At 69.1% G+C, this 12,882-nt stretch carries 7 protein-coding genes; 3 read left to right on the top strand and 4 right to left on the bottom strand.

The features are described 5' to 3' along the window. Window positions 1-23: 23 nt before the first annotated feature. Window positions 24-1,520 (bottom strand): glutamate-cysteine ligase family protein, encoded by a 1,497-nt coding sequence (locus CAL12_RS15000; RefSeq protein WP_086065248.1) that lies wholly within the window; start codon window positions 1,518-1,520, stop codon window positions 24-26. A gap of 135 nt (window positions 1,521-1,655) precedes the next feature. Here CAL12_RS15000 and CAL12_RS15005 point away from each other — a divergent pair, with 135 nt between their 5' ends. Further along, complete coding sequence (locus CAL12_RS15005) at window positions 1,656-3,464, top strand: uracil-xanthine permease family protein (protein ID WP_086065250.1); 1,809 nt, start codon at window positions 1,656-1,658, stop codon at window positions 3,462-3,464. Here the strand turns inward: CAL12_RS15005 and CAL12_RS15010 are convergent. Further along, window positions 3,461-3,868 (bottom strand): GFA family protein, encoded by a 408-nt coding sequence (locus tag CAL12_RS15010; RefSeq protein ID WP_086065252.1) that lies wholly within the window; start codon window positions 3,866-3,868, stop codon window positions 3,461-3,463. The two genes, CAL12_RS15005 and CAL12_RS15010, sit on opposite strands and share 4 nt — an antisense overlap. A 163-nt stretch (window positions 3,869-4,031) precedes the next feature. Between CAL12_RS15010 and CAL12_RS15015 the strand changes: the two genes are divergently transcribed. Beyond that, window positions 4,032-5,069, top strand: coding sequence for a Bug family tripartite tricarboxylate transporter substrate binding protein (locus CAL12_RS15015; RefSeq protein ID WP_086065254.1), 1,038 nt, complete (start codon window positions 4,032-4,034; stop codon window positions 5,067-5,069). A gap of 42 nt (window positions 5,070-5,111) precedes the next feature. Further along, window positions 5,112-6,254, top strand: a complete 1,143-nt coding sequence (locus CAL12_RS15020) for a mandelate racemase/muconate lactonizing enzyme family protein (RefSeq protein WP_086065256.1) — start codon at window positions 5,112-5,114, stop codon at window positions 6,252-6,254. A 21-nt stretch (window positions 6,255-6,275) separates the two neighbouring features. On the opposite strand, the gene CAL12_RS15025 is transcribed toward CAL12_RS15020, so the two are convergent. Next, window positions 6,276-12,035, bottom strand: a complete 5,760-nt coding sequence (locus CAL12_RS15025; RefSeq protein ID WP_086065259.1) for an autotransporter domain-containing protein — start codon at window positions 12,033-12,035, stop codon at window positions 6,276-6,278. A 206-nt stretch (window positions 12,036-12,241) separates the two neighbouring features. Beyond that, a complete protein-coding gene (locus CAL12_RS15030; RefSeq protein ID WP_086065262.1) occupies window positions 12,242-12,865 on the bottom strand; it encodes a cysteine dioxygenase in 624 nt (207 codons plus the stop codon). Between the last annotated feature and the right edge of the window lie 17 nt (window positions 12,866-12,882).

Genomic DNA, 12,882 nt, shown 5'->3' on the forward strand with positions numbered 1-12,882 from the left:
CCCCAGCCTCAGGCATTCCAGTCTCAGGCGCCGGGCACGCAAAGCGCCCGCCACGCGTAAACCGCGCGCAGTTTCTCCGCCACGCAGCCCGGCGTGCGCGTCCAGAGCTCCAGCAGCCGATCCGCGCCCGTGCGCCCGCTGGCCAGCACATGGTCGGCATAAGCCAGCCAGGACCGTTCGGCGGGCGGCAAGCCCTGCCCCGCGACGGCCAGCACGTCGGCGGCCAGCGCGCGCACGCGGTCGTCCTCCAGGGCCATGCGGATGGCTGTCGTGCGCATCCCGCGCAAGCGCAGCCACCCCCAGTCGCGCACCAGGTCTTCCGCCGCGTCCAGGTTGCGCAGCACGCCCAGCTGGAGGGCGGATGCCGCCATCGGCGCGCGCCCGGCGACCTCGACGCCCGCTTCGTCGCATAGCTGCCGATCGGGAAACACCGCGCCGGGCGCGCGTCCTTCGATATAGCCATCCACGCCCAGGCTGGCATACAGCGCCTCGATGCCCCCGGGACGCTCCCAGGCCGACAGCAGGTCCTGCAACGGGGGCCGGCTGGCCAGCCTGTAGCGATAGCGCGCATCCAGGAAATGCGCGAACTGGGAATACTCGAAGTGCCCGGCATGCGGTTTCAGCGTCACGGGCGCGCCGTTGTCGGCGCGGCGTCCCATCCATGACGGCGCGCGCAGGAAACGGCCCAGCGAAGGATGGCCGTCCAGGTACACGCTGGCCGCCGACTTGTATTCATCGTCGCCCTGGTCCAGCGCCAGCGGCAGGCCACGGCTGACCGTATCGGGCGCGAACATCCAGCGGAAGTAATCGCCCAGGTCGGCGAACGGCCGTTCCGGCGGCTGCTGCAGCCGGTGGTCGCCGGCGAACCGCGCATGGCGGAACATCCGGTCCCAGAGCAGCATGCGGTTTTCCTTCAGGCCGGTCACGCGGCCATCCTGCAAGGGACTATTGGCGAACAGCGCGACGAAGGCCGGCGCCAGCGCGACGATGACGTTCAGCGCGCGCGCGGCGCTTGCCACCGGCACCGCGGTACATGGTCCATTCTGTGCCTTGGCGTCGATGCCGATCCGATGCAGCCAGCCGCGATGGCGCACGAGCTCGGCGTAGATGGGACGCGGCACGCGCATGCGCAGGTAGTGCTCCGTATCGAGCGCGGCGGCCGGATGTTCGGCGGCGTTCAGCACCGCGGCATCCTCGGCGCCCAGCGCCTCGCGGACGTCCGCCAGTTCAGTGCGGACCGCCGCGGCCAGGCGGTCCAGGCCGCCGGGGCCACCCGCCACCGGCGCAAAGGCCGTTTCCAGCAGGTTGTAGCCGTTGTCGAAACCGCTTTCGCCCAGCGGCCCGGTGGCGCCGATGGCGCGGTCGCCCACCATGGTCAGGCGAATGTCCTCGCCGCGCCCGCGCTTGATGGCGGCCAGCGCCAGGGGATATCGCTCGGCCGCATGGCTGGCGCCGCTGCCGCGGCGAACCACCACCATTTCCATCTCCAGGCCGAGCCTGGCGCCCGCCGGTTCGCGCATCCCCCGCTCCCTGCCCTGACATCATCGAAGACCCGTCTCGCCAACGGACGGGGTTTTACTGATAATACGGGCTGAGCAGCCTGTCCAAAACCTGAATAAACACGGGCGCCATGCCCGAAGGTCGGCCAAACCGCCATGTCATTGCGAACGCTCCTGCGCCTGCCGCCCGTTCAGATCAATCGCCGGCCACCCGACCTGATGTATGCCGTCAACGAGCGGCCTCCCGTGGGCACGCTGCTGGGCCTGGCCGCGCAGCACACTGCCACCGCGCTGGCCTTCGTGGCCTACGTGCTGGCCACCGCGCACATCGCCAATCTTACGCAGGAAGCCACGCAGAGCCTCGTCACGGCGACCGTGCTTGGGATGGCCATCGCGACCATCCTGCAGGCCTACGGCGGCAAGCTGGGCGCGGGCGCGCTCATCATCCATCTGCCCGACCCCATCGTGATGATCGCCGCGGCGTCCGTGATCGCCGTGCAGGGCGGCGGCGTGCTGGCGGCCATCGGTCTTGCCAATGGCGTCGCGGGACTGCTCGTGGGCCAGGCCATTCCGCGCCTGCGCGCTTTCTTTCCGCCCACCATCGCTGGCGTGGTGGTATGCGTGACGGGCATTTCCCTGATCGAGCCGGCCTTCCGCCATGCCACAGGCTTCGCGCCGGCCAAGGCCATCAGCGGCTCGCGCCTGATGATAGATGGCCAGGATATCCTGATCAGCTGCACCACGCTGGCGGTCATCGTGGCCCTGTCGGTATGGGGATCGCGCCGCACCAAGCTGTTCGCGCTGCTGGCCGGGCTGATCGCCGGCATCATCCTCACCGGCGTCCTGGGGCGCCTGAGCGGCGGCGAACTCCTGGAAAACGCGCCCTACTTCGGTCTGCCCAGCGTGCCGGTGCCGGAAGTGCACCTGGATCCCGCGGTGCTGGTCGCAGTGGTGCTGCTGGCCGTGATGGTGCAGCTCGACACATTGGGTACAGTCGTTTTGATGAGCAAAATGGATGACGCCGATTGGCGCCGCCCCGATATGCGGCGCGTCAGCGGCGGCATACGCGCGGGGTCGCTTTCCAACATCCTGGCGGGCTTCATGGGCGGCCTGCCCAGCGCCACCTCGTCGGCCAATATCGCGCTGTGCCACATCAGCCGGTCCACCACGCGCTACGCGGGCCTGGTCGCGGGCGGACTGCTGGCCCTTGTCGCCTTCCTGCCGAAGTCCACCGTCGCCCTGACCTTGATTCCGACGCCGGTGGTGGGCGCGGTGGAAACCTATGCGGCCGCCTACCTGATGGTGTCCGGCATCGAGCTGATCGCATCGCGGGCCATGGATGCGCGCGGCACCTTCATGGTCGGCCTGTCGCTGGTCGCCGGCGTGGGGACGATCCTGCTGCCGGACGTGGCGGAACAGGCGCCGGCCTCGCTACGCATACTGGCCGAAAGCGGCGTGGTGGTGGCGGGCGTGGTCGCCACCCTGTTGAACCTGCTGTTCCGCCTGGGCGTATCGCAACGCGCCGAAAAGAAGCTTTCGCCGCTGCCCGAAGACGCCGGCGGAACGCCGCTGGACCTGGGCACGGCCATCGTCGATTTCGTCGAAGCGTCGGGCGCACGCTGGGGCGCGCGGCGCGATGCCGTGCAGCGCGCCGCCGAAGCCGCCCTGGAAGCGGCGGAAGCCATCATGGCGGCCGGCGGCAACCGCACGGTCACCGCCATCCGCGGCAGTTTCGACGAGTACAACTTCGACGTGGAGCTCACCTACACCGGCGAGCCCTTGCAGCTGGGCGCCGCCGCGCCGGTATCGCCTTCCCTGCTCGACACCAGCGACGAGGAATTCCAGGCCGAGCTGGACCGCACGCTGCGCGGTGTATCCACGGTCCTGCTACGGCGCCTGGCCGATCGCCTGACCACCGGCAGGCGGGACGGCCGCGCCTTCCTGCGCCTGCATTTCGACCACTAGGGTTGGCCTTCTACCGCCGGGACGTCCTCCAGCGGCGGCATCCAGTCGACGCGGCGCCTGGCCCAGATCTGCTTGCTGGGCCGGCCCAGTTCGTTGCGCTGGTCCAGCGCGCCCAGGCGCAGGGAATAGCTGGTGGGATTGTCGACGGCGCTCGAATAGACCGGCGATCCGCAGTGTTCGCAGAAGGCATGTACGCGGCGGGCGCCGCTATCCGCGGTCTTGATGTAACGGCGCGGTTCGCCCTTGACGATGCGGAAATGCTCGGCCGGGGCTGGGATGGAAACACGGAAGATGCTGCCGCTCATACGCTGGCAGTCGGTGCAGTGACAGATCGAGACAGCGGCCGGGTCGACTTCCGCTTCGTACCTGATCGCGCCGCAATGGCACTGGCCCTGGACTTTCATGCTCGTCTCCTGTTGGCTTGGTTGGCGCGCGCCGGCGGTGGCGCCCGGTACATCATAGACGCGCATGTGATACTTGCGGTGTTGCCGCCGATGATCCACCCAGGCAGGCTACCCGGCAGCGTGGATATCGCGCCGCACCAACGACAATAAACAGGAGACTTCAATGAACCATCCAATGCGCAGCGCCCGGCATGATTCCCCTCGCGACTGGAGAAGGCGTGCGTTGGGCACCATCGCCACGCTCGCCATGTGCGGCACGCTGGCCACGGCGCCGCGGCCCGCAACCGCCGCGGACACCTGGCCCAGCCAGCCGATCCGCCTGGTCGTGCCCTTTTCGCCCGGCGGCGCCGTCGATGCGTACGCGCGCATCGTCGCGCCGGCCCTGGCCAGGGAGCTGGGCCAGAGCGTCGTGGTGGACAACCGCCCCGGCGCCAGCGGCATCATCGGCACGGAGGCCGTGGCGCGGGCGCCCGCGGATGGCTACACCCTGCTGGTCGGCAATATCGCGACCTTCGCCATCAACCCGGTGATCTACAAGAACAATCCCTTCGATCCGCTCAAGCAGCTCGCGCCCATTACCAAGACCGTCGTGGTGAACTACGTGCTGGTCGTGAATCCCGACAAGGTTCCGGCGCGCAGCGCCGCCGATCTGATCGCCTACGCCAAGGCCCATCCGGGCAGCTTGAGCTACGGATCCTCGGGCACCGGCAGCATGCAGCAGATGGCCGCCGCGCTGTTCGAGGCGCGCACGCAGACCAAGATGCTGCACGTTCCCTACAAGGGCACCGGCGCCCTGCTGGGCGACCTGGTCGCCGGCCACGTCGACATGATCTTCGCCGACCAGGGCACGATGATGCAGCAGGTCAAGGCGGGCAAGCTGGCGGTGCTGGGCGTCGGCGGCCTCAAGCGCGTGCCCGAGTATCCCGATATCCCCACCATCGCCGAGGCCGCCAAGCTGCCCGGCTTCGAAGTCGTGGCCTGGCAGGGCCTGGCCGGCCCCGCGAAATTGCCGGCCGACATCGTCGATCGCGTGAATCGCGCCATCAACAAGGTGCAGGCCGAGAAGGACGTGCACGCCAAGCTGATGGAGGCCGGCCTGGTGCCGGATGCCGGCACACCCGAGGACTTCCGCCGGTATATCGCCGCCGAATTGCAGAAGTGGGGCAAGGTTGCCGGCGATCTGGGCATCAAGGCGGACTGAAGACCATGTCGAACGAAAAGGCCCGATGAAGGAAAAGCCTGAATGACGATAGAAAACATCGAATGCCATGTGTTCCGCGCGCCCATCGCGACCCCGGTGCGCGCCGCCGTCGGCAGTTTCAGCAACCGGCCCGCGGTGTTCCTGCGTGTCGCCGCCGCCGATGGCGCCTGGGGCTGGGGCGAAGTGTTCTGCAATTTCCCGCCGGTTGGCGCGGAACACCGTGCGCGGCTGGCGCGTGACATGGTGGCGCCCATGCTCATCGGCATGCCCAGCGACGATCCCACCGGGGTGTGGCGCGGCTTGGGCGACCGGCTGCGCCGTATCGCGATCCAGGCCGGCGAACCGGGCCCCTTCGCGCAGATCGCCGGCGCCGTCGACCAGGCCTTGTGGGACATGCGGGCGCGCCGCGCCGGCCAGCCGTTGTGGCGCACCCTGGCGGCCGCCGCCGGCAGCGCGGATACGGCCGACGGGCGCGTGCTGCCCTACGCCAGCGGCATCGGCCCGGACAAGGTGGCCGACACCGCGATGGCGAAACAGGCCGAAGGCTATGCTGCGTTCAAGTTCAAGGTCGGATTCGAACCGGCTCGCGATCTTGCCAACTTTCGCGAGATCCGCGACGCGCTGGGGCCGGGCGCGCGCATCATGGTCGATGCCAACCAGGCCTGGGATCCTGAGGTGGCCGCCGAGCGCCTGGCGGCATTGGAAGCCTTCGCCCCGTACTGGGTGGAAGAACCCATGGCCGCCGACGAGTCGCTCCCCGACTGGCGCCGCCTGGCGCGCGGCACGCCGCTGGCGCTGGCCGCCGGCGAAAACCTGCGCGGCCAGGCCGAATTCGAGGCGGCCATCGACAACGGCCACCTGCGCTTCGTCCAGCCCGACGTCGGCAAATGGGGCGGCATCTCGGGCTGCATGGCGGTGGCGCGCTATGCGCGGATCGCCGGCCTGACCTTCTGTCCGCATTGGCTGGGCGGCGGCATCGGCCTGGCCGCGTCCATGCATCTGCGCGCTGCCCTGGGTCCGGAGGGCATGGTCGAAGTCGACGCCAATCCCAACCCGCTGCGCGAAGCCGTGTGGACCCTGTCGCAAGCCACGAACAAGGACGGCTGGATCACCCTGCCGAACGCGCCCGGCATCGGCATCGAACCGGACCTCGCCGCCCTCGAACGCTATCGCGTCGCTTACTGAAGCGGCCCGCGTGGCGGGTGGCTAGAAGCGGTAGCGCACATCCAGCGTGCCGGTATTCTGCTTGTTGCCATCGCCGAACTGCCCGCCGTACGCCACGCCCACGGTGGTGCTCCTGGATACCGCCATTTCCACACCCAATTGCAGCAACGCCGCGTCGCGGGCGATGGGTGTGCCGGCGACCGTGAACGGCTGGCCGCCATCGAACGCCATGGTGGTGTCCGGCGTCACATCGCCATACGCATGACGCCATCCCAAGGTGCCATGCAGGCTGCCCTGCGCGCCCGCGCTGTCGAACGTCATGCGGGCATGCAAGCCCAGCGTGGTGGCGGCGACCTTGTTGCTTGCGGAGTCGCCACTCAAGGCCGCATCGCCGCCCGACTCCGCGAAACCGCGCGTGCGCAGATCGCTGTAGCTGCCACCGATGAAAGGCTCCAGGGTGACGCGTTCGTTCAGCGGCATGGCATAACCGAGCTCCGTGAACACCTGCGCGGTGCTCGCGCGATAGTCCGCCTTCAGCTCCTGGTCCGCGCCCGCGGCATTCACGTCGCGCTTGCTGCGTATGTCGTGCCAGGTGTACCCCGCGCCGACGCTGAGATTGATCTTGCCGGCCCCCGCATCGAAGGCCTTGCCGCCGTAGACCGTGGCGCTGTAGCTGTCCACATCGCTGGTCGATCCGCGCTGGTGCACGTCGATGTCGCTGTCGGTATAGCCCAGCGCGCCGCCCACGCGCCAACCGTTGCCCACGCCGCGGTCGGCGCCGACGAACAGGCCGGAATCCGTATCCTTCACCTTGGCCGCGTTGCCGTCGCCATCGAGCGTGCGCCAGTTGCCGAACACCTGCGCCCATACCGGCTGCGCCGCCGCGCGCGGCATCGCCGACGCATCGCCAGCGCCCAGCTGCGCGGTCGGCGCGCCGGCCGCCTGCCCGGCATCCAGGTTGGCGCGCAGATGCGCCAGCGGCAGCGTCGCCACGTTGTCCGCCACGCCCAGCAGCACCGATGTCGTGCTTGCGTGGATCTCGCCCGACAGGGAGTCGAACACCGCCGGCGGCGCGCCCTCGGGCAGGTTCAGTACACGCGTATAAAGGGCGCTTGTCGCCGGCAGGCTCTGCAAGCCGTTGGCTGTCGCGCGCTGGTTGCGCGTACGCGCCGCATCTGCGAAGTCGATGCTTGCTCCGGTGCCGTCCTGCTTGAGCTGCATCAGCAGATCGACGTTGTTGGCGTCGTAGTTCAGCGATGGCGTCAGGAACGCCAGGTTGCTGGACACCGAATCGAATTGGCCGTTCACCCCGCCATCGGCCGTCAGCAGCCGGTACGTCGTGGAAGCGGTGTACGTGCCGTTCTCGCCCACATCCACAACGGAGCCGGCCAGATGGGCGGTACCCGTGACATGCACGCTGTCATGCGCGCCGGCCACCGTGGTATCTGCCCTGTAGGTCGAGCCCGGCGCGAAGCTCAGGTTGCCGTTGACGGTAAGGGTCGCGACAGGGGCGTCGGCATTGCCAGGCGATAGCGTGGCGCCGGACGCGATCGACGTCGTGCCCACCGTGCCGGTGCCGCTCAGCGTCGTACCGTTGTCGACGGTCAACGTACCGCCGAGCCGGCCGTTGACCTCCAGGCCGCCCGCAAGCAGCTGCGTGCTGCCGGCGTACGCGCCACTGTCGCCGTTTACCGCGAGCGTGCCGGCGCCTTGCTTCAGCAGGCTGCCGTTGCCCGAAAGCACGCCGCCATAGCTGCCGTCCGCCGGTTGATTGAAGATCACCGTCGCGTTATTGACGATATTGCCCTGCAGGCTGGTACCGCTGCCCACCAGCGTCCCGGCGCTGACCGTGGTCCCGCCGGTATAGCTGTTCGCGCCCGTCAGGGTCAGCGCGCCGGCGCCGAGCTTGGTCATCGAACCGGTACCGGACATCGTGCCGGTGTAGCTGCCGTCGGTGTCCTGCGCGAAGACCAGCGCGGCGTGATTCACGATATCGCCTTTCAGGGTGGCGGTATTCCCTTGCAGCGTGCCTGCCGCAACGGTCGTACCGCCGGTATAGGTGGTGGTCCCGTTCAGCACCAGCGTGCCGGCGCCTTGCTTGACCAGCGCGCCCGTTCCGCTGATCGCGCCATTCCACGAGAACACGTTACCCGCATCGGCCACATCCACCGCGCCGCCGGGCAGCAGCGTCAAGGCGCGGCTGGTCGCCGTATACGCGGTGCCCGTAATGCGCAGATTCCCGCCTTGCAGGCTCACGCCATTGCTGGCGTCGCCCAGGTTGCGGTCATCCGATACCGCGATTGCGCCGCCGCTGATGGTTGTACCGCCGCTATACGTGTTCAGGCCGTTCAGCACCAGCGTGCCGGCGTCCATCTTGTTCAGGCCTTGCACACCCGCCAGGACCGAATCGATGGTGGCGACGTACCCGGCGCCGGTGGCATTGCCGTTGCCCACGCGTATCACGGGCGTCCCTGCGGCGCCCACCAATGTGACAGGCGCGCCGTCGACCCGATAGCCGTCGCTCAGGAACTGCATGCCGCTCGCGACCACCGCGCCCGCCGTGCCGTCCACCGTCACCACGCCGGCCGCGCCGCCGAACACCGCGAAGCCCGGTTGCGGCGTCATGGCGCCGGTTACGCTGCCATTGGCGTCGGTCCATACCGGCGACGTCACGCTCCAGGTCCCGCTGCCGCCGCCCATACGCGTCGGATCGGCCAGGTGATTGGCGTTCCAGTACTGCAGCGTGGTGTTGGTGGCATCGACGATATTGATGCGCTTGTCGCCAGTCAGCGTTTGCAGCTGCAATGTGTGGCCGGCGGGCTGGCTGCCGAAGAAGATCCCGCCGTTGGTTTCGGTCAGCGAGCCGCCATACGAAAAGATGTTGTACACGCCGGGGCCCATGCCGCCGGCGTCGCTGATGTTCAGCGTCACGCCGTTCAGCGCCAGGTCGCCGCCCACGGCCACCTTGTCGCCATTGCCGGCGGCCCCGAGTTCGGCGTCCATGATGCTGCCGCTGGCCATGGAAAAGTTGCCGTCCACGGTCAGCGTGCCGATGGAATTGCCGGGCGACAGCACGGCGCCGCCGGCCAGCGCCGCATTGCCGGCGATGCGGCCGTGCCCGCCCAGCGAGGCGCCGCTGCCCACGGTGACCGAGCCGCCCAGCACGGCGCCGCTGCCCGCGGTGCTCCCGACGACCAGGCCGCCGGCCTGCACCGTGGTGTTGCCGTCGAAGGCCGACCCATCGCCGTCGAACACCAGCTTGCCCGCGCCGCTTTGTATCAGCTGGCCAGTCGCGTTGCCGGTCAGTACGTTGGCGAACGACACGTTGTCCGAACGATCGAAGCGCAGCGTACCGTCGACGGCCGTGTCGGCGACCAGCGAGCCCGTCGTCGCGCCGGCGCCCACGGTCCACGTCGTGCCGGCGCCTATCTGTGCGGTATCGGCGGTGACATTGCCCGTGATGGTGACGCCCTGGGCGCCGGCCAGCACAAGCGAGCGCGCGTTGACGGTGCCATTGACCGTCAGCGGAGCCGTACTGGCGATCGCGACGTCCTGCGCCGTGATGTCGCCAATGTTCGAAATGATGTTGCCCGCCGAGGTCAGGGTCAATCCACCTCCCAGGTCGGCCTGCAGCGTGCTCGCGAAGATCCTGCCGGCGGTCTGCGTAATCGCGCCGGCGCCGGGCGACTGCAGCACCAGCGCCGTCGACGACGTCACGTCGCCGCTCAGCGACATGCCGGACGACGGCGACAATTCGACCTCGTTGGCCGTCAGCGGGCCGGTCTGGATCTGGTCGCCGCTCAGGTGGATGAAACCCGCTCCTGTGGTAGCGCCGGCGGGCAGGGTGAGCGTGCCGCCCGTGGTCGACACGGACAGGTTCTGCCCGACACTCGCCAGGGAAATGGTAAGCGGGCCCGAGGCGACGAGCGTGGCGTCGCCGGCGGCAATCAGCGAGGCGCTGCCGAAGTGGTTGCCGGCATTCGTCAACGTGATATCGCCACCGGTGGCACTGAAACTGGCATTGCCGGTAACGGTATATGCGCCTTGCTGCGTCAGGTCATCCGAAGTGGTGATCGACAGCGCACCGGCGTCGATGCTGCCGCTTGCCGCGAGCGCCTGCGCATTGACCGTCAGCGCGGTCAAGGGCACTGTGCCGCCTATCGCGCCCCCCACGGTCACAGTGCCGGATGCAAACAGGTTCAAGGACCTGGCGCCATCGATCCCGCCGTCCAGCGTCAGGGAGCCGGCCGTACTGAAGAGCGTGGTCGCGGCGTCCAGTGCGACCGCGCTCGCGTAGTGCTGGCTGCCTGTCGTCTGTATGTTGCCCGCCAGGCCTACGCCTCCGGAATTGGCGAAATCGATCGTGCCGCTGATGTTGGCGCCCTTCAACGCCACCGTGCCCGCGCCAGACGCGTTGACCGTGCCTGCTCCGAGGATGGTATTGCCCAGGTCCAGCGTATTTCCTGTCGGCAGCAGTAAGGTCAGCGACCCACCATTCAACAGGGCGCCGTCCAGCGCGACGTTGGTTTCGGCGGTCACCTGCGCGACTGCCCCGCTATTGACCTGCAGGGCACCCCGCACCAGGGAGCCGACCTCCAGGAAAAGCTGGTTGTTGGTGCCATTGAAGATCACCGCGGGCGCTCGCCCGCCGCCGGTCGTGACGCCGCCGGACAGCTCTCCCGCATTGTCGATCCCGGACGTCCCTTGCACGACGATGGCGGCGCCCGCGGCGCCGTTGCCGGTGCCGTCGCCGCCGCGTATCGCGCCTGAGTTGGTGACCAACAAGCGAGGCGCAATCGCGCGCACGCCCGCGCCCCCCACACCGTCGTCGCCGTTGCCTCCAGCCGCGGTGCCGCCCGCGCCGCCCCTGCCGCCCGTGATCACGCCATCGTTCTGCACCGAGCTGTCGGTACCCAGGATACGTATGCCATCGCCGCCCTCGCCCCCGCCGCCCCCGGTGCTGAACGCGCTGCCGCCGGCGCCACCGGCGCCGCCCGTGATTACCCCATGGTTGATTGTGCGGGATGCTATGTTGGTCAGCACCAGGCCGTCGCCGCCGCCGCCGCCGCCACCACCGAACGATTGGAATGCCGGTTCGCCCGACCCGCCGGCGCCGCCGGCGCCGCCCGTCACGCTACCGCCTGACAGGACCTGGACCGTCACGTTGGGATCACCGGCGATGACGCCCGCGCCGCCGCCGCCTCCGCCAGCCCCTCCCGCGCCGCTGCCGACCGTGGGAGGGCCGCCGGCGCCGCCGGCGCCACCCACGAGCTGGAAACCCGCCGGCACGTCGATGCTAATTGCTGAATTGTCGAAAACGGCGGCGCCACCGCCCCCGCCGCCTCCCGGCAATCTCGAGTCGGAGGCGCCATCCGTCCCCTGGCCACCGACCAACAGCGGGCTTGGCCCGGTTGCCAGGCCGCCGCCGCCGCCGCCCGCGCCGGCCACACCCGAACCGGTGTCCGTACCGCTCGCGCCGGCGCCGCCGACTCCGTTCGAGGCGGGCGTGCCGGCTATCGGGGTCGGGGACGAACTTCCCGACAGCAGCCGCGCGCCGCCGCCCTCGCCATTGCCCGCGCCCCCCATGCCGCTACGATCGCTGCCGACCGAGCCCCCCTGCGCGGCGCTTTGCGCGACGCAGGGTGCGGCAATGGCCGTCATGCCCAGTGCCATCAAGACCGCCGCCATGGGCTTGAGCGCACGCCCCCCGCCAGTGAAGGTCGATACCGAACGAGCGCCTTCCGACGCCACCTGCACAGCACCTGACTTCGCGTTCCGTACCCGGCGATAGACGCGGTTCATGCTCGCTCCCCTCCGGCTTTCCAGCCTTGTTCGATCGCCGGGGATGCTAGCACCTGCCTCGAGCGCCTGGATGACGGCCAGCTGTCAGCCCGCCAGCCGCGACAAGAAAACAACAGCGCCAGCGGCAATGATGCCGCCGCGACGATGCCGCCTGCCGGGCCGCGACGCCACGACGCCACGGCGCTCCGGACGCGCCGGGAAGCGCGCTATCCGACCATGCCGATACCTGCCCTGACCTGCGCGGACCTGTCCCAGATGTTCGGTACCTGCGCAGCCGAATACCCCGACACGAAGGGCTTGGCCACCCCGGACGCCGGATCGAACACGCTGCGGCGCACCGCGCCGATGTTGGCGCCGTACATGTGTACGCTGATCGATACGCGATCGGCATGCGCATTGCGCACCTGATGGATATCGCCTTCGGCGGGCGACAAGGCTTCGACTGTGCCCGGGGTCAGGCGCACGGCATCTCCGGCTGCCACGTACGCCCTGCCGTCTGCCGTCCGCTCGAACCGCTGGCTGATCTCTTCGCCGCGCAGCATGCCGACGTAGCCCCAGACCGTATGGTCGTGGACCGGCGTCTTCTGGCCCGGTCCCCACACGAAGCTGACGATACAGAAACGCTCGAGCGGATCGCAGTGCAGCAGGTACTGCTGGTAGTGTTCGGCATGTGGCACCGCGCAATCGGCGGGTAGCCAGTCGTCATGGCTGACCAGATCGCGAAAGCCCGCCAGCAGCTCGGGCCCGGGCATCCCGCCGGCGCCATGCGCGTCCGCGCGCCGCGTCGCGGCCGCGATGAAACCACGCAATCTGTCGATGCCCATGTCCATGCCCGTCTCCTTATCGT

It is taken from the genome of Bordetella genomosp. 8 (assembly GCF_002119685.1).
Classification (GTDB): domain Bacteria; phylum Pseudomonadota; class Gammaproteobacteria; order Burkholderiales; family Burkholderiaceae_B; genus Bordetella_C.

Coding starts and splice junctions, on each gene's coding strand:
- CAL12_RS15000 (WP_086065248.1), bottom strand. CDS start 1,520: ATGCGCGAACCGGCGGGCGCCAGGCTCGGCCTGGAGATGGAAATGGTG.
- CAL12_RS15005 (WP_086065250.1), top strand. CDS start 1,656: ATGTCATTGCGAACGCTCCTGCGCCTGCCGCCCGTTCAGATCAATCGC.
- CAL12_RS15010 (WP_086065252.1), bottom strand. CDS start 3,868: ATGAAAGTCCAGGGCCAGTGCCATTGCGGCGCGATCAGGTACGAAGCG.
- CAL12_RS15015 (WP_086065254.1), top strand. CDS start 4,032: ATGAACCATCCAATGCGCAGCGCCCGGCATGATTCCCCTCGCGACTGG.
- CAL12_RS15020 (WP_086065256.1), top strand. CDS start 5,112: ATGACGATAGAAAACATCGAATGCCATGTGTTCCGCGCGCCCATCGCG.
- CAL12_RS15025 (WP_086065259.1), bottom strand. CDS start 12,035: ATGAACCGCGTCTATCGCCGGGTACGGAACGCGAAGTCAGGTGCTGTG.
- CAL12_RS15030 (WP_086065262.1), bottom strand. CDS start 12,865: ATGGACATGGGCATCGACAGATTGCGTGGTTTCATCGCGGCCGCGACG.